This is a genomic window from Streptomyces kronopolitis, from assembly GCF_050953795.1.
GTDB lineage: Bacteria > Actinomycetota > Actinomycetes > Streptomycetales > Streptomycetaceae > Streptomyces > Streptomyces kronopolitis_A.
Map to the genome: position 1 here is coordinate 5,466,276 of NZ_CP191850.1, position 19,312 is coordinate 5,485,587.

The window sequence follows — 19,312 nt, forward strand, 5'->3', positions numbered from 1 at the left end:
CGGTGCCTCCCGTGGCGGGCGTGGCCGGTCCCGCGGCGCCTCGGCCTTCGGCCAACAGCGTGAAAGGCGGCGCCGCGGGCCGCCGCGCACCGTCCCGTGCCGGGTGCGATGTCCGAGAGTGGGATGCCCGAAGGCCGACGAGGCCGAGCCCTGGAGAGCCCCCGTGGACGGCACCCTTTCCCTGGTCTTGCTCCTGCTGTTCCTGTGGTGCCTGTGTTCACGGCGGATGGAGCGCTTCGCACTCACCGCGCCGGCCGCCTTCGTCCTGCTGGGCCTGCTGCTCGGCGAGGGCACCGGGACCCTCCACCTCGCGCTGCCGCACGAGACGGTCAAGGCGCTGGCCGAGGTCACCCTGGTCTGGGTGCTCTTCACCGACGCCGCCCGGCTCTCCTTCCGCGCCCTGCGCCCCGAACTCGGCCTCTACATCAGGCTGCTGGGCATCGGCCTGCCGCTGTGCACGGCCCTGGGCGCGCTGCTGGCGGCGGTCCTGCTCCCCGGTGTCTCGGGCTGGGCCGCGCTGTACGTCGGGGCCGCGCTCGCGCCGACGGATGCCGCGCTCGGCGCCACGATGATGGTCAACCCCGAGGTGCCGGTGCGGATTCGCCGGGTCATCAATGTGGAGAGCGGCCTCAACGACGGCATCGCCACCCCGCTGGTGGTGCTCGCCCTGGCCGGGATGTCCGCGGCCGAGGGGGCCGCCGGACCGGGGGCCTCCGGCCACGCCCTGGTGGAACTCGTGGTGGGCGCGGCGTACGGGGCGGTGGCCGGACTGGCCGCCGGATGGCTGCTGAGAACGGCGCTGCGCAGCGGCTGGGCGGCCGAGGACTTCGCCGGCGCGGGCGTCCTGGCCCTGGCCCTGCTCGGCTACACCTCCGCGCTCGCCGTCGGCGGCAACGGCTTCGTCGCCGCCTTCGTCACCGGGCTGGCCTTCGGCACGGTGCACGGGGCGCCCCGGCGGGTGCTGTTGTACGTCGAGCAGTCCGCGGCGCTGCTGTCGGTGCTGGTGTGGCTGGTCTTCGGCGCTCTTCTCCTCCCGGAGCTGGCCGCCCACCTCACCTGGCAGGCCGTGCTCTACGCCGCCCTGAGCCTGACGGTGATCCGCATGGTGCCGGTGGCGCTGTGCCTGGCCGGCAGCGGTCTGGACGCCCGGACGGTGCTGTTCGTCGGCTGGTTCGGTCCCCGCGGACTGGCCTCGGTCATCTTCGGCCTGCTGGCGGTCGAGGAACTCGGCCCGGCCGGGGCGCAGCCGGTGCTCCCGGTGATCGCCTGCACGGTCCTGCTCAGCGTCCTCGCCCACGGCCTCAGCTCCGCCCCGCTCGCCCGGCGCTACGGCAGGGCGGCCCGGGGCAGCGGCCCGGCCGGCGCCCCGGCGGACGAACTGCCCGTGCGGGGCATGGCGGCCGGCGGACTGCACCTGCACCCGCCGAGGCGGCGGCGCGGCCCGGCCGCGTCGTGAACGCCGCCCCGGCCCGGCCTCGCCGTGAACGCCACCCCGGCCCGGCCGTGGACGGCGGATCCGTGCGCGATTTCCGGACACCGGCCGTTCGGCACGCGTTCCCGCCGCTGTCCGCCCATGGCACTCATGGCACTCATGGCGTCCGCATTTCACCCGGCGTTCAACCCGCGCGGGCACCATGGCCGCCGTCCGACGAACTGCCCCTGAAACAAGGCGAGATGGCCGCTCACCGCTTCCCGCTCACGGCCGTTCCGCCACCCCTGCGTCCCGATGACACCGCGAAGGAGAAACGCACCATGTCCCGAGGAACGAAGGCCGCTCTGATAGCCGGTACGGTGCTGTGCACCCTGGCCACGCTTCCCACGGCGGCACAGGCCGCGCCCGCCGCGGACTCGCCGCCCTCGAAGAGCCGCTGGCTGCGGGACGTCGCGCCGGTGGCCGCCGATCTGCACCACTACCTGGAACAGCGCCTGGCACAGGTCCGCAGCGGCGAGAAGCCCGCCGTCGTCCTGGACATCGACAACACGTCGCTGGCCACTCACTACGACGAGGGAAACCCCGTCGAGGCGGTCCTCGACGCCGCGGAGTACGCCCACGCGCACGGCGCGGCGGTGCTCTTCGCCTCCTACCGCGACGCCGACTCACGCCGTGCCACCACCGGCCAGCTCACCTCGGCCGGGTACACCGTCGACGGCCTCTGCCTCAAGCCCGGTGGACACAGCCCCGGCAAGGCCCAGGTGAAGCTCGGCTGCCGCAAGCAGTACGAGGGGAAGGGCTACACCCTCATCGCGAACGTCGGCAACCGCAGCACCGACTTCGAGGGCGGCCACTACGAAAAGGGCTTCAAGCTGCCGGACTACGACGGCGCCCTGAGCTGAGCTGCCGCGCGCGGAAGAACGCGGAGGAACGCGGCAGGAAGCGGCAGGAAACGGAAAGAAGCCGACAAAGAAGACCGCACCCGCTCCGTCAGCCACGCCGTGGGCGGCGTGCTGCGGACCGGGTGCGGACAGGTGGCCGGGGCGGCCTGCCAGGGCGCAGGTCAGGCCGGCCGGACCGGGGTCAGGCCTTCTTGGTCTCCCAGAAGATCCGGTCGATCTCGGCGATGAGTTCCAGCGCCTTCTCGCCCGTCTTCGGGTCGTTAGAACCCTTGGCGGCGCTGAGCGCCTTGAGGGTGTCGTTCACCAGCTGGTGGAGCTGGGGGTACTTCTCGAAGTGCGGGGGCTTGAAGTAGTCGCTCCACAGCACCGAGACGTGGTGCTTGGCCAGCTCGGCGCGCTGCTCCTTGATCAGAACGGCGCGGGTGCGGAAGTCCGCGTCCTCGTTGGCCTGGTACTTCTCCTGGACGGCCTTGACCGACTCGGCCTCGATGCGGGCCTGGGCCGGGTCGTACACGCCGCAGGGCAGGTCGCAGTGGGCGCTGACCTTCACCTTGGGGGCGAACAGGCGCGAAAGCATGTTCAATCCTTCCTCGTGATCGTCTTCTCAGGTGCGAGATTACTCGGTGCGGGAAGGCTTTTCTCGGGCGGCCCGGGGGTCTTAGGGCAAAAGTCCGGTGTCACACCGGGACTGTTGGAGGATGGGCCGGTAAGTGGGTCGGACCGGGAGGTATGGGATGCCGGAGCAGGTGCACGCGCGCGGCGCCGGGCAGGGCGAGGGTGCGGAAGCGGGACGTGGGCGGGGCCGGCTGCTGCGGGCGTTCGGGCTGGCCGAGGTGTACAACCCGTCGATGGTGCCGACGCTGCAGCCCGGTGACCAGCTGGTGGTGCAGTACGGGGCGGCGGTGCGGCCCGGCGCCGTGGTCGTGCTGCGTCATCCGTTCCGGCAGGACCTGCTGATCGTCAAGCGGGCCGTGCGGCGGCTGGACGGCGGCTGGTGGGTCCAGGGTGACAACCCGTTCGTCGAGAACGACAGCCGGGAATTCGGGGTGGTTCCGGACGAACTGGTCCTCGCCCGCGCCTGGGTCAGGGTGCGGCCGCCGCGCGGGGTTCAGCGCTCGGTGGCCGGGGTGCTGTCCTGGGCGGCCTCGGCGGTGCGGCCGGTGCGCGCCGAGCGCTCGCTCTCCAGCCGCTTGCGGGCGCGGTAGGCGGCGACGTTGGCGCGGGTGGCGCAGCGGTCCGAGCAGTAGCGCCGGGAGCGGTTGGTCGAGGTGTCCAGGTAGACGTTGCGGCAGGGGCGCGCCTGGCAGATGCCGAGGCGGTCCACGCCGAGTTCGGTGAGGTGGAAGGCCAGGCCCATGCAGGCGGTGGCGGTGTAGCCGGCGGTGGCGTTGGCCGCCTGCTCGGCGATGTGCATGTGCCAGTCGGGGCGGCCCTCCGCGTCGTCGCGCTGCTCGTGGCCGGAGATCTGCGGGCTGACCGGGAACTCCATCATCAGGGCGTTGAGCAGGTCCACGGCCAGCACCTCGTCGCCGCCGTCGGCGGCCTCGAAGACGGCGCGCAGCCGGGAGCGGACCGTGCGCAGGCGGGTGACGTCACTGTCGGTCGCGCGCCGGGCCGCCTGCTGGGCGGGGCCGAAGAGTTCCCGTACCACCTCGACCGAGGTGAGGCTGTCGGTGCCGCGTTCGGGCTGCTCGGTGTTGACCAGTCGCACGGCATAGTCCGAGTAATAGGCCAGTTCCACTTGTAGTCCTTACGGGCGGGAGTTAAGGTACCGAGTGCTGGATGAAGTAATGGGTGATATGGCTACCAGGGTATTACACCTCGAAGGGGGAGCGATGACCGAAACCGTCGCGGGCGCCGACTGGCAGGCGTGGCAGAACAGTTGGGACCGCCAGCAGGAGTGGTACCTCCCCGACCGCGAGGAGCGGTTCCGGGTGATGCTGGACATGGTCGAGGCGCTGGTGGGCCCCGCGCCCCGGGTCCTGGACCTCGCCTGCGGCACGGGCAGTATCTCCGACCGGCTGCTGAAGCGTTTCCCCGGGGCCGAGAGTGTGGGCGTCGACCTGGATCCCGCGCTGCTGGCCATCGCGGAAGGGTACTTCGCCGACGAGCCCCGGGTCCGCTTCGTGCGGGCCGATCTCAAGGACCCGCAGTGGACGGCGGCCCTGCCGCACACGTCCTACGACGCGGTTCTCACCGCCACCGCCCTGCACTGGCTGCACAGCGGGGAGCTGCGCGGGCTCTACGGGCAGCTCGGCGCTCTGGTGCGCGACGGCGGCGTCTTCCTGAACGCCGACCGGATGCCCGACGAGGCCACTCCCCGGATCAACGCCGCCGACCGTGCCCTGCGGCACGCGCGCCAGGACACGGCGAAGGCGGCCGGCGCCGTCGACTGGGCCCAGTGGTGGCAACTGGCCGCCGCCGACCCGCTGCTGGCCGCCCCGACCGCCGAGCGCTTCGAGATCTTCGGCGAGCACGCGGACGGGGACACGCCCTCGGCGGCCTGGCACGCCCAGGTGCTGCGCGAGTCCGGGTTCGAGGAGGCGCGGACGGTGTGGTCCTCGCCCACGGACGCGCTGGTGCTGGGCCTGAAGTAGGCCCGGCAGCGGGGAGCCGGGCCGCGGGGGAGTACCCCACCGCCGGGCGGCGCGCCCCGGCCGGCGGTGCCCCGTGCGGACGCCGTCGCACCGGGCACCCCGCGGGGACGGGCGCTACAGCACCTTCGACAGGAAGGACTTCGTCCGGTCGTGCCGGGGGTTGCCCAGCACCTCGCGCGGATGGCCGGACTCGACGACGACGCCGTCGTCCATGAAGACCAGCGAGTCGCCGACCTCACGGGCGAAGCCCATCTCATGGGTGACGACGATCATCGTCATCCCGTCCGCGGCCAGGTCCTTCATGACGTCCAGGACGTCACCGACCAGCTCCGGGTCGAGCGCCGAGGTCGGCTCGTCGAAGAGCATCAGCTTCGGCTCCATCGCCAGCGCACGGGCGATGGCCACGCGCTGCTGCTGGCCGCCGGAGAGCTGCGAGGGGTAGTTCGCGGCCTTGTCGGACAGCCCGACGCGGTCCAGGAGCTTGACCGCCCGCTCCCGCGCGGCGGACTTCGACTCGCCCTTGACCTGGATCGGCGCCTCCATGATGTTCTCCACCGCGGTCATGTGCGGGAAGAGGTTGAAGCGCTGGAAGACCATGCCGATGTCGCGGCGGCGGGCGGCGACCTCCTTGTCACGCAGCTCGTAGAGCTTGCCGTGGTGCTCGCGGTAGCCGACCAGTTCGCCGTCGACGGACAGCCGGCCGGCGTTGACCTTCTCCAGGTGGTTGATGCAGCGCAGGAACGTCGACTTGCCGGAGCCGGACGGGCCGATCAGGCAGAAGACCTCCCGCGGCGCCACCTCCAGGTCGATGCCCTTGAGGATGTGGGCCGCGCCGAAGGACTTGTGGACGCCCTCGGCCTTGACCATCGGGCCGCCGCTGGTGCCCGCGGCCTTGTTCGTCGTCATCTTGGTGGTCATGCCGCACCTCCGGCGGAGCGGTGGAAGCCGCCGGACAGCTTCGCCTTGGCGCGCTGGAGCGGGGTGGGCGGGAGCTGGCGGCTGGAACCGCGGGCGTAGTAGCGCTCCAGGTAGTACTGGCCGATGCTCAGCACCGTGGTGGCGATGAGGTACCAGGCGGCGGCGAGGATCAGCATCTCCACCACGACGCCCGAGTCCCGGCCGACGTTCTGGGCGGCCTGCAGCAGGTCGTAATACTGCACGGCGATGACCAGCGAGGAGGTCTTCAGCATGTTGATGACCTCGTTGCCGGTCGGCGGCACGATCACCCGCATCGCCTGCGGCACGATGATCCGGCGCAGCGTCTTGGCGTGACTCATGCCCAGCGCGTGCGCCGCCTCGGTCTGGCCCTCGTCGACGGCGTTCAGGCCCGCCCGGCAGATCTCCGCCATGTACGCGGCCTCGTTGAGCCCGAGGCCCAGCAGCGCGCACAGGAACGGGGTCATGAAGTCCGACCACTCGTCCTTGTAGATCGGCATGATGTCGATGTACTGGAAGACCAGGCCCAGGTTGAACCAGAGGAACAGCTGGACGTAGACCGGCGTCCCGCGGAAGAACCAGACGTAGAACCAGGCGACCGTCGAGGTCACCGGGTTCTTGGACTGGCGCATCACGGCCAGGATCACCCCGAGGACGATGCCGATGATCATCGACAGCACGGTGATGATCAGGGTGTTGCGCAGGCCCTTGAGGATGTCCGCGTTGAACATGTACTGGGGGATGGCGTCCCAGTTGACGTTCCCGGAGGCGAAGGCCCGGCCGAGCAGGGCGACCAGTCCGAGGACGACGACCGCCGCCACCCAGCGCCCGTAATGGCGGACCGGGATGGCCTTGAGGGGCTCGGGCTGGGGCGGCGGAGCGTCCGCCGGCGGCTGGGCCGACTTGTCGACGTCAACTGACACGGGTGTTGCCTTTCAGCATTCGGCGGGAGGTGCGCGGAGCGGACGGGAGGGCTGCCGGCGGCTCAGGAGCCGCCATTGATCTGCACGTCCTTGACCGCGGCATCCTTGACGTCCCACTTGTCCAGGACCTTGGCGTACGAGCCGTTCTTGATCGCGAGTTCCATCGCGGCCTTGAGCGCGTCACGCAGCTGCTGCTTGCCCTTGGGCACCGCGATGCCGTACGGGGCGGCCTTGAGCGGGGCCCCGCCGACCATCTGGAAATCCTTGCCGTGGCCGGAGACCTTCACCGCGTACGCCGCGACCGGGTAGTCGCTGGAGACGGCGTCCACGCCGCCGGTACGCAGCCGGGTCTGGGCCTCGGAGTCGTTGTCGAACGCCTCGATGGAGATGGCCTGCTCGCCGTTCTTCTCACAGGCCTTCGACTTGTCCTTGGCCAGGTCGTCCGAGACCGTGCCGCGCTGCACCGCGATCGTCTTGCCGCACAGCGTCTCCCAGCCGTCGACGCCCTTGGTCTTGCCCTTCTGGGTGTAGAGCGAGACGCCGACGTTGAGGTAGTCGATGAAATCGACGCCCTGGCCGATCTTCTTGCCGGTGTTGCTGTCGATGCCCTGCTGGCGTTCCCTGGTGTCCGTCATCGCGGACATCGCGATGTCGTAGCGCTTGGACTTCAGGCCGCCCATGAGGGTGTCGAAGGTGGCGTTGTTGAAGTTGAGCTTGATGCCCAGCTCCTTGCTCATCGCCTCCGCGAGGTCCGGGTCGATGCCCTCGACCGCGCCGTTGGAGCGGAATTCCACCGGCTTGTAGGTGATGTCCGAGCCGACCTGGAGCAGCGCCTTCTCCTGGACGTCCTTGGGCAGCATCTTGAACAGCGGCGCGTGCTCGTTGCGGTTCTTCTTCGCCTCACGCTTGGCGATCGCCGCGTCCGTCTGGTCACCGCAGGCGCTGAGCAGCAGCAGCGAGGCCGCCACCGCGGCCGCCGTGGCCACGGCTGTACGAGACCTGCCGAGGGCCGGGCGACGGGTGGTGCGTGCGGTCATGCTGATCCTCCTGCGGATGGAGAAGCCGACGTGACAAAGGCCGGGGTACACACCCTGGAGCGCCGTGACCTCGGTTGGTGACGGGAATCCTGCCACCCGGACTCCGGTATTCGGACTGTCGCACAGGTCAAAATCGCATAACGGACGACGGCGGCCGGGTGCCGGCCGTGTCACGCGAGGGGGCCGTCCCGGCGGCGGGATGCGAAGGATGTCCTGCTCGACGGGGGCGTCTCGGGATACGGACCGTGCGGAGCGCCGCTCTTGAGTTTTATGTGCGCTTCACGGTTTTCCTGTGCTTCGAGGTTATTGTCTGGTCTCTGAAGCCGAGGGTAAGGAATCTGACTCGTCGGGGCCCGCGCCCGTCGGGTAGAAAGGTTCGTTACACCCCTCATCCGGGGCTCAGGGCGCGTGTGCGGCGCGCCCGGCGTCCGATCCTCCCCCCGTACGGCGGCCATCTGCCGTACCGGGTCCGGACGCGGTGCCCGCCCACCCCTCAACCAGGGAGTGGCCACCCTCAAGCAGATTTACGATAAAAGGGGTAAGACAAGTGGCAGCGGAGATCGTCAATCCTCGCAGCGACAGCAAGACAGGCGCGGGCGCGGGCAGTGCGCCCGACGACGCCTTCGATCCGGCCTTCGCCCTGCATCGCGGCGGCAAGATGGCCATCGAGGCGACCGTGCCGGTCCGGAACAAGGACGACCTGTCCCTCGCGTACACGCCGGGCGTCGCCAAGGTGTGCAGCGCCATCGCCGAGCAGCCCGAGCTCGTGGACGACTACACCTGGAAGTCCCACGTCGTCGCCGTCGTCACGGACGGCACCGCGGTGCTGGGCCTGGGCGACATCGGCCCGGAGGCCTCCCTCCCGGTGATGGAGGGCAAGGCCATCCTCTTCAAGCAGTTCGGCGGCGTCGACGCGGTGCCGATCGCGCTCGGCACCACCGACACCGACGAGATCATCGAGACCGTCGTCCGGATGGCGCCCTCCTTCGGCGGGGTCAACCTGGAGGACATCTCGGCGCCGCGGTGCTTCGAGATCGAGCGCCGGCTCCAGGAGCGGCTGGACATCCCGGTCTTCCACGACGACCAGCACGGCACCGCCGTGGTCACGCTGGCCGCGCTGCGCAACGCCGCCAAGCTCACCGACCGGTCGCTGGGCCAGCTGCGCGCGGTCATCTCGGGCGCCGGCGCGGCCGGTGTCGCCATCGCCAAGATCCTCATCGAGGCGGGCATCGGCGATGTCGCGGTGTGCGACCGCAAGGGCATCGTCTCCGCGAACCGCAGCGACCTCACGGACGTCAAGCGCGAGGTCGCCGGCTTCACGAACAAGGGCGGGCTGACCGGCTCCCTGGAGGACGCGCTGGACGGCGCCGACGTCTTCATCGGGGTCTCCGGCGGCACGGTGGCGGAGGAGGCGGTGGCGAAGATGGCGAAGGAGTCGATGATCTTCGCGATGGCCAACCCCACCCCGGAGATCCACCCGGACGTCGCGCACCGGTACGCGGCCGTGGTCGCCACCGGACGCAGCGACTACCCCAACCAGATCAACAACGTGCTGGCCTTCCCCGGCATCTTCGCCGGCGCCATGCAGGTGCGGGCCTCGCGCATCACGGAGGGCATGAAGCTCGCCGCCGCCGAGGCGCTGGCCGCCGTCGTCGCCGACGAGCTCAGCGCCGACCGGGTCATCCCCTCGCCGTTCGACGAGCGGGTCGCTCCGGCCGTCACCGCGGCGGTCGCGGCCGCCGCCCGCGCCGAGGGCGTGGCCCGCCGCTGACGCCACGGCAGATCCAGCCACGGGCCGGGCCCGCACCCTCACAGGTGCGGGCCCGGCCCGTTGTCGTGGCCGTGCGCGGTGCGTGTCACACCCCTGCGCGGTACCGCGGCGCCCCCGCGCGGCCTACGTTGGGATCATGTTTGCTGCCTATGCCGCCCGCATCGACCGTGACCAGCCGCTGAGCGGCCTCGAATTGGGGGAGCGCCCGGCCCCCGAGACCCGCCCCGGCTGGACGACCGTCCACGTCAAGGCCGCCTCCCTCAACCACCACGACCTGTGGTCGCTGCGCGGGGTGGGCATCACCGAGGACGCCCTGCCGATGATCCTCGGCTGTGACGCCGCCGGGATCGACGCGGACGGCAACGAGGTCGTGCTGCACTCCGTCATCGGCCAGACCGGCCACGGCGTCGGCCCGAAGGAGAAGCCCTCCATCCTCACCGAGCGCTACCAGGGCACCTTCGCCGAGCAGGTCACCGTGCCCGCGTGGAATGTGCTGCCCAAGCCGAAGGAGCTGTCCTTCGCGGAGGCGGCCTGTCTGCCGACCGCCTGGCTGACCGCGTACCGGATGCTGTTCACCAACGGGGGCGTGCGGCCGGGCGACAGCGTGCTGGTGCAGGGGGCGGGCGGCGGCGTGGCCACCGCCGCCATCGTGCTGGGCGCCGCCGCGGGGCTGCGGGTCTTCGCCACCAGCCGGGACGAGGCCAAGCGCAAGCGGGCGCTGGAGCTGGGCGCCGAGGCGGTGTTCGCGAGCGGGGAGCGGCTGCCGCAGCGGGTGGACGCCGTGATCGAGACGGTCGGCGCCGCCACCTGGTCGCACTCCGTCAAGTCGCTCAAGCCCGGCGGCACGCTGGTGATTTCCGGCGCCACCAGCGGCTACACCCCCCAGAGCGGCGAACTCAACCGGATCTTCTTCCTGGAGCTGAAGGTCGTCGGCTCCACCATGGGCAGCAAGGAGGAGCTGGCGTCGCTGCTGAGCTTCTGCGCCGCCAAGGGCATCCGCCCGGTCATCGACTCCACGCTGCCGCTGGACCGGGCCCGGGAGGGCTTCGCGAAGATGGCGGAGGGCGAGCTGTTCGGCAAGGTCGTACTGACGGTCTGACGCCCGCACGGGCGGCCGGGGCCGCGGACCGGCGGCCCGTCATCTCCCCGGAAGGGACCGGAGACATGCGGATCCTGCGGGCGCGCGGGCGTACCGCCGCGCCGTGGAGCAACGGTGGCGGGGTGACCCGCGAGGTCGCCGCCCATCCGCAGGGCGCGGGCTGGGACGGCTTCGCCTGGCGGGTCAGCCTGGCGGACGTCACCCGCGACGGGCCGTACTCCCCGCTGCCCGGCGTCCGGCGGATCCTCACCGTCGTCGACGGCGCCGGGCTGGAGCTGACGGTGGACGGCACCGCGCGGCTGCTGCCCGGCGGCCACCGCCCGTTCGCGTTCCCCGGCGGGGCCGCCACCGCCTCCCGGCTCCTGGACGGACCCGTCGTCAACCTCAATGTGATGCTGCGGGAGGGGCGCGCGGCGGCGACGGTGGAGATCGTGCGCGGGACGTGGGCGCCGGGGCCACCGCCGTCGCCTGTGCCCTCGCCCGTGCCCTCGCCGGAGAGCGGGCCGGACCCTGTGGGCGGGCTGCTCGTCGTGGCGCTGGAGGGGGACACCCGCCTCGCGGCCCTCGGGGATCCGGGGGAGCCCGAGAAGGCAGTGGTGCGGCTGGAGCGGTTCGACGCGGTGCTGTGGCCGGGGCCGGACGCGCCGCCGGGCGGGCTGCGGGCGGACGGCACCGTGGCCGTCGTCCGGCTGGCCGGCCCGCCCCTCCACGTCACCTGACGTCTTCGCACCCCGGACGCGCCCGGGGCGCTCCCGTCAGGGAAGCCCGACTGCCAATGAAGAACGACTGTCACTGAAGGACGACTGTCAATGAGGGTTGACACACCCTTGCGCGTCAACCTAAATTGACATCATGAGCGAAGCAACGGATCTCGCCGAGCGGGCGGGGGACCGCGACCCCAGGGTCGGACTCCGTGCCGTGGCCGCGCTGCGCCGGCTGCTGGAGCAGCTCGAAGCCGTGCAGGTGCGCAGCGCCCGGGCGAAGGGCTGGTCGTGGCAGGAGATCGCGGCGGAGCTGGGGATCAGCAGGCAGGCGGTCCACAAGAAGCACGGGAGGCGCTGATGTTCGAGAGGTTCACGGCCGAGGCCCGCGCCGTGGTGAGCGGCGCCGCACAGCAGGCGGACCGCACGGGCAGCGACACGATCGGCGAGCCGGAGCTGCTGCTCGCCCTGCTGGACCGGACGAACTCCCCGGCCGCCGGGGCGCTCGCCGCGCTCGGCCTCCCCGGCCGGCGCGCCTCGGTGACGGACGCCCTGGCGCAGGTGCGACGGCGCGGCGGGGTCTCGGCGGCCGACGCGGCGGCGCTGGCCGGCCTCGGCATCGACGTCGACGCGATCGTGGCGAACGTCGAGCGGGAGCACGGGGTGGGCGCGCTGGCGGGCGGGGCGCCCGGGCGGCGTCGCGGGATGCGCCGCCGGTTCACCACGGAGGCGAAGTCCGTGCTGGAGCGGGCCCTGCGGATGGCGGTCGCCCGCGGCGAACGGGCCCTCGGCGACGAGCATCTGCTGCTCGCGCTGACCTGCGGCCGCGGGCCGGCGGCGGTGGTGCTCGCCGACCACGGGGTGACCCATGAGGCGGTGCTGCGGGTGCTCGACGCCGACGGCGCCCGCCGCGCCGGCTGAGCCCGTCGGGTGGTGGGCGCCGGGTCCGCCCGGGTGCGGTGCGGGAGCGCCGGACGGTGCGTCGGCGCCCCGCACGGTCACGGGTAGGCGACCTTGACCGTGCCGATGCCCAGCGTGCTGTGCCGCGGCAGATATCCGGCCTCGAAGACCGCGCCCAGGACCGGCGTGAGCAACTGCGCCAGCCGTTCGGCGCGCGAGTGGCCCAGGGCGCGCCACGGACCGGCCGCCAGCCGGTCCGTGGTCCGCTCGATCGCCTCGCGTTCCGTGCGGGCGCGCTCGGTCGCGGAGCCGTCGGGTGCGATCCAGCCGCGGGCGGCGAGGCGGTGCCGGGCGTCGCTCCACTCCTGGGCGCTCCAGCCGCGCCCCACGAAGTCGGCGGCCGGCGCGGCACCGATCGCGGCGAACGACACCAGGGCCTCACACGGATCGAGTCCGCAGGTCAGCAGGGCCGCCAGATGGCCGTCGCCGCGGTGCTCGCGGAGTATCGTCGCGGCCTGCCAGAGCGTCAGGTGCGGGGCGTCCGGCCAGGGCAGATCGCGGTTGGCGGCGGCCAGCGGGCGGGCGGCCGCACCGGCGTTCTCGGCGGCCTGACGGGCGAGCCGGGCCGCCTCGGCGAGCTGCGCGGCGCTCAGCCGGCCGCCGATCAGGCCCCTCAGCGCACGGTCCGCGGCCAGCAGTCGCGCGTCCAGCACCCTGGCGGGTTCCGCGGCGGTCCAGATCCGCGGGAGGTAGCGGGCGATCATCCGCGGACTGAAGGTGTAGTAGGTCGCGGCCACCAGCTCGGGACCGGCGGCGCCCAGCGGAGCCGTGCGCCAGGCGAAGTAGCGGGGCCAGCGGGACGCGACGTCAAGGCCGAGACCGGCCGCGACCCGGCGGGCCTCGGGGGCGAAGTACAGCGTGGCGTGCAGGGGTTCCAGCAGGTGCCACATCCGGCGGGCGACCGAAAGGTATTCCGACATCGCTTTACCTCATGGCCTTCACGACGCGTGCGCAGACAGGAGGGTGGAGCGGGGGTCCGGGGCACGGCCCGCCGGCCCGCGGAGTCGGGCGGCCGGAGTCCGGTGCCGGACGAAAAGCCGTGCGAAGTAGTGACTTCCCCGATTACGCCGCGTGAATCCAGAAGCGTCAATGGCAACTGTCGGTAATGGGGCGGGTGTCGGGGCGCGTCCGGATCCGGCCGCCGCGGTCCGCCCGGTGGGGAACGGCCGACGAGGGCTGCGGAGCCGTCGCGGACGCCTTCGCCCGGAACTTCTCCGAGGGCGGTGAACTCGGCGCCGCCGTCCCGGTGTTCGCGAACGGGCGTGGTCGGGGCTGCCGGACTTCGGCGCCCGCTGGGCGGCCGGTTCGCCATCGGTGACGACGAGTCGGCGTCGGCTTTGCCCGTACCGCTCCCTGATGGGCGGAAGTGGCGACGTGCGGTGCGAACGGCTCATCGCCGCGCTGCGGACGCGCCTCGGTGCTCCGGAGCCCCGGCCCCTGGGATGATCCCGGGCCGATGCCTGGGCTGCTCCGTGGATCGAGCGGACGGCCGGGGACGGGAAGGGGCGGGGGCGGGCGCATCCCTTGCGTCCGCCCCCGCCCGTCGGGGCTGCCACGCCCGGTCCGCGGGCTCAGGCGTCCGGGTCCGTCCCGGAGGAAGGCCGCCGCGGCGTGCGCAGCAGCGCCCCGACGTGGGCGGCGGTCTCCGAGAGCCGGCGGCGGGACTCCTTCACCTGCTCGGCGGTGACGCCGTGATCGCGGGCCGCGTCCCGCAGATCATCACGGAAGCGGTCCAGCAGGCGGTCGAAGTCGCGGGCCGGGTCGTCACCGGCCGGCTCCGTCGCCCACTCCGGGGAGGGCGGGGCGTCGGCCGCATCCCGCCCGTCCGGCTTGCCGAGGTCGACGCGCTCGACCGTCACCCGGGCCTCGCCGTCCCGCCCGGTGTCGCTCCGGCCGGCATCGCTCTGCCCGGAGTCCTCCCGGCCCGCGCCGGACGCGCCGCCGGTGAAGCGCCCGACCTCGCGGGACATCTCGGCCAGCGCCTCGCGCACCGCCCCCGACCAGTCGCCGGACCGCACCGCCCCCTGGGCCTGCTCCTGTACGCGCCGGATGACCCGCTGGACCTCGTCGCGCGCGAACTCCTGCGCGTCCCGAGCCTGCTTACGGGCCCGCTGGGCGTCCTGCCGGGCCCGCCGGCTCTCCTCCTTGGCCCGCCGGGCCTGTTCCTTCCACTCGTCCTTGGCGCGCCGGAACTCCTCCTTCGCCTGCCGCCACGACTCCGCGTCGCCGAACACGCCGTCGAAATAGTCCCCGGCGTCGGGACCGGGCCGCCCGGCGCCGTCCTGCCCGGCGTCCGGCTTCGCGCCGGTCCGTCCGGCCTTCCCGCGTCCCGCGTCCTGACGGGCCTGCTGGGCGGCCTCCTGTATCTCGCGGCGCAGATCCCGTGCCGATCCGCTGACGTCCTCGCGGATGTCCGAGGCGAGGGCGGCGACCGACTCCCGGATCTGCAGCTCCAGATCCGCCAACTCGCCTCCCCTGTCGGCGAGTTCGGCCCGGCCGGCGTCGGTGATCGAGTAGACCTTGCGGCCACCCTCGGTCGTGTGCGTCACCAGGCCCTCGGCCTCCAGCTTGGCCAGCCGGGGGTAGACCGTGCCGGCGGACGGGGCGTAGAGGCCCTGGAAGCGCTCCTCCAGGAGGCGGATGATCTCGTAGCCGTGCCGCGGCGCCTCGTCCAGCAGCTTGAGGAGGTAGAGGCGCAGGCGGCCGTGGGCGAAGACGGGGGGCATGGTCAGCGCACCTTCTTCCCGGTGGTGGGGGCGGTGGGGGAGTCCTCGTGCGGGCCGCCGTCGTGGCCGGCGCCGGGATCGCCCGGCCCGTGGTCCTCGTGCTCGGAGGCGGGACGGCGCAGCAGGGCCAGCCCGCCGGAGAGGGTGGTGGCCTTGAGCGTGCCGGTGCCCGCGCCCAGGGATCCGGTGATCCGCTTGGTGCCCCACTGGCCGCTGACCCGCAGATCGTCGAAGGCGTTGGTGAGCGTGCCGGACGTGGTGTTGGCCTCCACCCGGGCGTCGGCCGGGTCGGGCAGCCGGATGGCGACCTCCCCGGAGACCGTCGTCAGGGCGATGTCGGCGCCCTTGCCGGGCGTCAGGTCGAGGACCATGTCGCCGCTGACGGAGTCCGCGTGCACCCCGCCGCCCGCACCGTCGATGACGGTCAGGTTGCCCGAGACGGAGTGGAAGCGCAGATCGCCGGTGAGCGACTGCACCTCGACGTCGCCCGAGACGGTCTCGGCCAGCACCTCGCCGGTCAGGCCGACCAGGGTGCTGTCGCCGGAGACGCCGCGCACCTCGGTCCGTCCCGAGATGCCCGAGACCACCGCGCCGGCGCGGATCACGCCGACCTCGACGCGGGTGCCGGCCGGTACCGTCACCGAGACCACCGCGCTGCGGTTCCAGGCCCGGCGGTCGAGGAACTTCAGGAAGCCCCGCCAGGGGAGGTCCTCGTAGACGACCGACAGGACGCCGTCGCGGTGCGCGACGGTCAGCGGTGAGCCGTCCAGCTCGCTGATCTCCACCCGCGCGGGGCCGCCGTCCGTGGTGCCGACGACGTTGACCGTGCCGCCGTACACCCGCACGGTGAGCGCCTCGACGGGGTCGGTGACCTCCAGCGTGCGTGGTGCGGACACCTGCATCGGATTCTGCGACCATCCGGTCCCGGCTGACATCACTGGCCTCCCCTGTGAGCAATGTGAGCACTGCAACGCAACATATCGCGTCCTCGCTGAACACGATATATCGCGGATCGGGGAAGTCAAGCAGTACGTCGCGAGAGGGGTGGGCCGTGCGGCGGGCGGGCCGCGGCGGGGGCCGCCGGGGTGGGGTCGGTGGTGCGGGTGAGGTCGTGGCGCGTGGCGGAAAGGGGGTGAACACGCGCCGACGTCAACGGAGTTGGTGTCGCTGACGGTGTGCGGGGCGGCCGGCGGGCGGGGCCGTATCGCGCGCTCCGGAACACGGCGGCGGCCCGCCGGTCCACCCCCGCCCGGCGGGCCGCCGCCCCCTCCTCGTCGTCGCCTACTCGTCCTCGTCCTCGTCGTCGAGCCGGGCCAGCCAGGTGGCCAGCCGCTCCACCGGTACCTCGAAGTCCGGGTTCAGGTCCACGAACGTCCGCAGCTGGTCGGCCAGCCAGCCGAGGCTGACCTCCTCCTCGCCGCGCCGGCTCTCCAGTTCCTCGATGCCACGGTCAGTGAAATACACGCGCTCTCCACCAGCAGTCATGGGTCATTCCCAGCCAGGATAGGCAGGCTCATGGACCTCTCGCGCCACAGACGGCCGGGGGCTAGCCTGATCACCTGTCAACGGTCCGGCGGCGGTGGGGACATCGCCGCCCACGGGGAGCAGGAGGCCGTGATGCAAGAGCGCGCACAGCGCATCGAGCTGCCGGACGGCACGGAGGTCTGGGCCCGGGTCTCCCGGCTCGACGCCCCCGGGCTCGACGCGCCGGATGCCCTGGACGACCCGGACGCCGCGGACGGGGAATTCGAGGACGTCGGGGTCTGGGACGCGCTCGGCGCCCGGGTCGAGGGGCTCCGCGAGGTGATCGGCGGGGTCGCGACCAGCGTCCGCCGGGCCGCGGCCTCGGTCGCGCCGCACGAGACCAGCGTGACCTTCGGCGTGGAGCTGTCGGCCAAGCCGGGCAAGGCCGTCGCCCTGCTCGCGGACGGCGAGGCGAAGTCGAACCTCTCCATCACGCTCACCTGGCGGCGCGAGGACCGGGCGCATACGGGCGACCGCCGGGAGCCGGACGAACCGAGCCGCTGATGGCCACCGGGGGCCGGCCCACCGGCGGCGGCGACCGCGCCCGTTACGCACAGCTCCTCGACCACGCCGGACGCGCCACCGTCGGGCTGCGTCCCGCACCGGGCGCGGCCGCCCCCCGGATGTGGGGCAGCGGGGTGTTCGTCGCCCCGGGATGGGTGCTGACCTGCGCCCATGTGCTGGCGGCCGGTGACGGGCGGCGCCGTGAGACGGGTCCGGACGGGGTCGTCGGGGTCGCGTTCGGCGGCCGGGTGGCGGCCGCGCGGCCCACGTACGACCTGAGCCGGCCCGCCCCGGAGGCCCCTTCCGGCGCCGCCCGCGCCGACCTCGCCCTGCTCCGGCTGCTCGACCCGGAACCCCGTCACCCCTGCGCCTGGCTCAGCGACCAGCCGGCGACCCTCCTGGAGGACGCCTACATCTTCCGCGGTCACGACCGGTCGGGCGGCGACCCGGCCGCGGAGGGGGGCGAAGAGGGGCACGGGGGCGCGTCCCGGCTCGGCGCGCGCGCCGACCGGGACGCGCCCGCCTCCCCGGTGGACCCCTTCATCGCGGTCCGCTTCGGCGCCCGGGACGCCCGCGGCCTGCAGTTCGGCAGCGATGTCCGGGTGACACCGGGCGCCTCCGGCGGGCCGCTGATCGACTGCGACCGGGGCGAGGTGGTCGGCATCGTCAAGGGCCGCCACCTCCAGGACCACGTCGGGCTCGCGGTGCCCGTCACCGCGCTGCGCGGACTGGGCCCGGAGCATCTGGTGGCCGGCGCCGAGGGGCTCGGGCCCGACCCGTACCACGCGCTGATGAGCCTGCACGACCGCTGGCACTGGGCCGGTCAGGAGCTGGGCCGCGCCACCGGACCCACCTGGTTCGACGCCCAGCACGCGATCATGGCGGGCCGCGGCCGGCTGTGGGGCGTCCAGGAGCGGCTGCAGGCGCTGGACCTGCTCGCCCGGCTGCCCGCGCCGCGCGATCCGCTGGCGGTGGAGGCCGCCGTGGGGGAGGCGCTGGAGCGCGGCGAGCGGCCCGCGGCCTGGTCGCTGCGTACCTGGCGGGACGGGCACGGCGCGCTCTACCAGGGCAGCGACCCGTACACCGAGCTGCGCACCTTCGTGCACTATCTGCGGATCGTCGCGCAGCTGACCGCCGACGGGGTCCGCGACGAGCCGGGGGAGGAGGCCGCCGCGGTCCGCGCGCAGGCGGTCCGCCTCGCGGAGTTCGTCCAGGCCAAGGCGGTGGTGCTGCAGCCGCAGGACCGGCGCCGGATAGGGCCGGTGCGCCGGCGGCCGCGCTCCGTCCTCGTCGAGTTCGAGCCGCTGTTCTACGACGAGGGCGCGGCCGAGCTGTTCAACTGGTCGGTCAGCGAGGGCTACGGCCAGGGGCAGTGGCTGCGGGTGGACGTGCAGGAGTCGGCCGGCGGGGTGCCGTTCGAACAGGCGCGGGAACAGGTGCTGCGGCAGCTCGGCGGGCGGCTGCTGCGGGCCGACGGCGCCGCCGGGCCGGGCGCCCGCGTACGCCTGGAGGTCGCCGTCCCCGAAGGGCGGTGGCACACCGCCGCCGGCCGGTGGGAGGTCGCGGCCTCGGCCCGGCGCACCGCGCACCTGCGGCCGGTGGGCCCCGGCCGCGCGGTGATCCTGCGGGACCAGGGGCGGCGCGAACAGGTCGACCCCGCCTGGCTGCGGCGCTGGCAGGGCCTGCACGCGGCCCCCGCCCTCCAGGCACTGCGGGTCGGGCCGCGCCGGGGCGCCGGCGCGCGCCCCGGTACCTGCGCCGAGTCGGTCTGGCGGCTGCTGGAGACGGCCGGCGAGGGCGCGCTGCCCGCGCTGTGTCACACCGTCGCCGACGGATTCGGACGGGACGCGGTCGGCGTCGCCCTGGACACCGGGTTCCCGGCCGGGCTGTGGCCGGCCCGCGGCCACGGCGAGGAGCGGGGCTGCGACGCCGGCTGCGAGGAATTCCACCGTGGGGTGCGGGAGTTGCTGGAGGGATCGGGCGGGGTGGCCCGGCTGCCGGAGCTGGTGCGGCAGCTGCGGGCGAAGGCCGCCGAGGCCGCTGAGGAGGGCACGCACTGGGCCCGTGACCTGGTGCTTCTCTACGACGACCCGGAGGACCCGATTCCGCCGCTGTTCACGGACCGGCCCCAGGTGTCGCCCCGATGAGCGCCACCGGAGCCGCCCCCGGGTGGGCCGGGGCGCCGTGTACGCCCCGTACG

General features: G+C 73.2%; 20 protein-coding genes. 11 read left to right on the forward strand and 9 right to left on the reverse strand.

Annotation, left to right across the window (positions count from 1 at the left end):
• Positions 1-163: 163 nt before the first annotated feature.
• Both ACQP17_RS24300 and ACQP17_RS24305 read left to right on the forward strand, forming a co-directional pair.
• Positions 164-1,456, forward strand: coding sequence for a cation:proton antiporter (locus ACQP17_RS24300; RefSeq protein WP_433858174.1), 1,293 nt, complete (start codon positions 164-166; stop codon positions 1,454-1,456).
• 296 nt (positions 1,457-1,752) lie between these two features.
• Positions 1,753-2,334 (forward strand): HAD family acid phosphatase, encoded by a 582-nt coding sequence (locus ACQP17_RS24305; RefSeq protein ID WP_433858175.1) that lies wholly within the window; start codon positions 1,753-1,755, stop codon positions 2,332-2,334.
• Between the two features lie 181 nt (positions 2,335-2,515).
• Here the strand turns inward: ACQP17_RS24305 and sodN are convergent, their stop codons facing one another.
• Entirely contained in the window at positions 2,516-2,911 is a 396-nt protein-coding gene (gene sodN, locus ACQP17_RS24310; protein ID WP_129244482.1) for a superoxide dismutase, Ni, read from the reverse strand.
• 157 nt (positions 2,912-3,068) lie between these two features.
• Between sodN and sodX the strand changes: the two genes are divergently transcribed.
• Positions 3,069-3,539, forward strand: a complete 471-nt coding sequence (gene sodX / locus ACQP17_RS24315) for a nickel-type superoxide dismutase maturation protease (RefSeq protein WP_433858176.1) — start codon at positions 3,069-3,071, stop codon at positions 3,537-3,539.
• Here sodX and ACQP17_RS24320 read toward each other — a convergent pair.
• Positions 3,443-4,075 (reverse strand): CGNR zinc finger domain-containing protein, encoded by a 633-nt coding sequence (locus tag ACQP17_RS24320; protein WP_433858177.1) that lies wholly within the window; start codon positions 4,073-4,075, stop codon positions 3,443-3,445. The two genes, sodX and ACQP17_RS24320, sit on opposite strands and share 97 nt — an antisense overlap.
• A gap of 94 nt (positions 4,076-4,169) precedes the next feature.
• Between ACQP17_RS24320 and ACQP17_RS24325 the strand changes: the two genes are divergently transcribed.
• Positions 4,170-4,931, forward strand: a complete 762-nt coding sequence (locus tag ACQP17_RS24325) for a class I SAM-dependent methyltransferase (protein WP_433858178.1) — start codon at positions 4,170-4,172, stop codon at positions 4,929-4,931.
• Positions 4,932-5,045: 114 nt separating this feature from the next.
• Here the strand turns inward: ACQP17_RS24325 and ACQP17_RS24330 are convergent, their stop codons facing one another.
• From ACQP17_RS24330 to ACQP17_RS24340, 3 genes are all read right to left on the reverse strand, one after another.
• Positions 5,046-5,798, reverse strand: coding sequence for an amino acid ABC transporter ATP-binding protein (locus ACQP17_RS24330; RefSeq protein WP_433859998.1), 753 nt, complete (start codon positions 5,796-5,798; stop codon positions 5,046-5,048).
• Positions 5,799-5,845: 47 nt separating this feature from the next.
• Positions 5,846-6,790 carry an amino acid ABC transporter permease gene (locus ACQP17_RS24335; protein WP_189099045.1) on the reverse strand — a complete coding sequence of 315 codons (945 nt, stop codon included), beginning with the start codon at positions 6,788-6,790 and terminating at the stop codon, positions 5,846-5,848.
• 62 nt (positions 6,791-6,852) lie between these two features.
• The gene (locus tag ACQP17_RS24340; RefSeq protein WP_433858179.1) at positions 6,853-7,827 is read right to left on the reverse strand and encodes an ABC transporter substrate-binding protein; all 975 of its coding nucleotides are present in this window, start codon (positions 7,825-7,827) and stop codon (positions 6,853-6,855) included.
• Positions 7,828-8,374: 547 nt separating this feature from the next.
• On the opposite strand from ACQP17_RS24340, the gene ACQP17_RS24345 reads away from it, so the two are divergent.
• From ACQP17_RS24345 to ACQP17_RS24365, 5 genes are all read left to right on the forward strand, one after another.
• Positions 8,375-9,598: an NAD(P)-dependent malic enzyme gene (locus tag ACQP17_RS24345; RefSeq protein WP_433858180.1), complete on the forward strand. Its 1,224-nt coding sequence runs from the start codon at positions 8,375-8,377 to the stop codon at positions 9,596-9,598.
• Between the two features lie 136 nt (positions 9,599-9,734).
• Positions 9,735-10,697, forward strand: a complete 963-nt coding sequence (locus tag ACQP17_RS24350; RefSeq protein ID WP_433858181.1) for a zinc-binding dehydrogenase — start codon at positions 9,735-9,737, stop codon at positions 10,695-10,697.
• A gap of 65 nt (positions 10,698-10,762) precedes the next feature.
• A complete protein-coding gene (locus ACQP17_RS24355) occupies positions 10,763-11,416 on the forward strand; it encodes a HutD/Ves family protein (protein WP_433858182.1) in 654 nt (217 codons plus the stop codon).
• 133 nt (positions 11,417-11,549) lie between these two features.
• A complete protein-coding gene (locus ACQP17_RS24360) occupies positions 11,550-11,759 on the forward strand; it encodes a helix-turn-helix domain-containing protein (protein ID WP_189099035.1) in 210 nt (69 codons plus the stop codon).
• The gene (locus ACQP17_RS24365; RefSeq protein WP_433858183.1) at positions 11,759-12,319 is read left to right on the forward strand and encodes a Clp protease N-terminal domain-containing protein; all 561 of its coding nucleotides are present in this window, start codon (positions 11,759-11,761) and stop codon (positions 12,317-12,319) included. Before ACQP17_RS24360 ends, ACQP17_RS24365 begins: the two co-directional genes overlap by 1 nt.
• Positions 12,320-12,396: 77 nt before the next feature.
• Here the strand turns inward: ACQP17_RS24365 and ACQP17_RS24370 are convergent, their stop codons facing one another.
• From ACQP17_RS24370 to ACQP17_RS24385, 4 genes are all read right to left on the reverse strand, one after another.
• On the reverse strand, positions 12,397-13,278 hold the full coding sequence (locus tag ACQP17_RS24370; protein ID WP_433858184.1) for an SCO6745 family protein: 882 nt from the start codon (positions 13,276-13,278) through the stop codon (positions 12,397-12,399).
• 651 nt (positions 13,279-13,929) lie between these two features.
• Complete coding sequence (locus ACQP17_RS24375) at positions 13,930-15,084, reverse strand: helix-turn-helix transcriptional regulator (protein ID WP_433858185.1); 1,155 nt, start codon at positions 15,082-15,084, stop codon at positions 13,930-13,932.
• Between the two features lie 2 nt (positions 15,085-15,086).
• Positions 15,087-16,019, reverse strand: coding sequence for a DUF4097 family beta strand repeat-containing protein (locus ACQP17_RS24380; protein ID WP_433858186.1), 933 nt, complete (start codon positions 16,017-16,019; stop codon positions 15,087-15,089).
• A 346-nt stretch (positions 16,020-16,365) separates the two neighbouring features.
• Positions 16,366-16,548 (reverse strand): DUF6104 family protein, encoded by a 183-nt coding sequence (locus ACQP17_RS24385; protein ID WP_433858187.1) that lies wholly within the window; start codon positions 16,546-16,548, stop codon positions 16,366-16,368.
• Positions 16,549-16,701: 153 nt separating this feature from the next.
• Here ACQP17_RS24385 and ACQP17_RS24390 point away from each other — a divergent pair, with 153 nt between their 5' ends.
• Both ACQP17_RS24390 and ACQP17_RS24395 read left to right on the forward strand, forming a co-directional pair.
• Positions 16,702-17,112, forward strand: a complete 411-nt coding sequence (locus ACQP17_RS24390; RefSeq protein ID WP_433858188.1) for a CU044_2847 family protein — start codon at positions 16,702-16,704, stop codon at positions 17,110-17,112.
• Positions 17,112-19,259 (forward strand): trypsin-like peptidase domain-containing protein, encoded by a 2,148-nt coding sequence (locus tag ACQP17_RS24395; RefSeq protein WP_433858189.1) that lies wholly within the window; start codon positions 17,112-17,114, stop codon positions 19,257-19,259. Before ACQP17_RS24390 ends, ACQP17_RS24395 begins: the two co-directional genes overlap by 1 nt.
• Positions 19,260-19,312: the final 53 nt, after the last annotated feature.

Coding starts and splice junctions, on each gene's coding strand:
- ACQP17_RS24370 (WP_433858184.1), bottom strand. CDS start 13,278: ATGTCGGAATACCTTTCGGTCGCCCGCCGGATGTGGCACCTGCTGGAA.
- ACQP17_RS24395 (WP_433858189.1), top strand. CDS start 17,112: ATGGCCACCGGGGGCCGGCCCACCGGCGGCGGCGACCGCGCCCGTTAC.
- ACQP17_RS24365 (WP_433858183.1), top strand. CDS start 11,759: ATGTTCGAGAGGTTCACGGCCGAGGCCCGCGCCGTGGTGAGCGGCGCC.
- ACQP17_RS24325 (WP_433858178.1), top strand. CDS start 4,170: ATGACCGAAACCGTCGCGGGCGCCGACTGGCAGGCGTGGCAGAACAGT.
- ACQP17_RS24305 (WP_433858175.1), top strand. CDS start 1,753: ATGTCCCGAGGAACGAAGGCCGCTCTGATAGCCGGTACGGTGCTGTGC.
- sodX (WP_433858176.1), top strand. CDS start 3,069: ATGCCGGAGCAGGTGCACGCGCGCGGCGCCGGGCAGGGCGAGGGTGCG.
- ACQP17_RS24330 (WP_433859998.1), bottom strand. CDS start 5,798: ATGGTCAAGGCCGAGGGCGTCCACAAGTCCTTCGGCGCGGCCCACATC.
- ACQP17_RS24390 (WP_433858188.1), top strand. CDS start 16,702: ATGCAAGAGCGCGCACAGCGCATCGAGCTGCCGGACGGCACGGAGGTC.
- ACQP17_RS24350 (WP_433858181.1), top strand. CDS start 9,735: ATGTTTGCTGCCTATGCCGCCCGCATCGACCGTGACCAGCCGCTGAGC.
- ACQP17_RS24360 (WP_189099035.1), top strand. CDS start 11,550: ATGAGCGAAGCAACGGATCTCGCCGAGCGGGCGGGGGACCGCGACCCC.
- ACQP17_RS24375 (WP_433858185.1), bottom strand. CDS start 15,084: ATGCCCCCCGTCTTCGCCCACGGCCGCCTGCGCCTCTACCTCCTCAAG.
- ACQP17_RS24380 (WP_433858186.1), bottom strand. CDS start 16,019: ATGTCAGCCGGGACCGGATGGTCGCAGAATCCGATGCAGGTGTCCGCA.
- ACQP17_RS24355 (WP_433858182.1), top strand. CDS start 10,763: ATGCGGATCCTGCGGGCGCGCGGGCGTACCGCCGCGCCGTGGAGCAAC.
- sodN (WP_129244482.1), bottom strand. CDS start 2,911: ATGCTTTCGCGCCTGTTCGCCCCCAAGGTGAAGGTCAGCGCCCACTGC.
- ACQP17_RS24340 (WP_433858179.1), bottom strand. CDS start 7,827: ATGACCGCACGCACCACCCGTCGCCCGGCCCTCGGCAGGTCTCGTACA.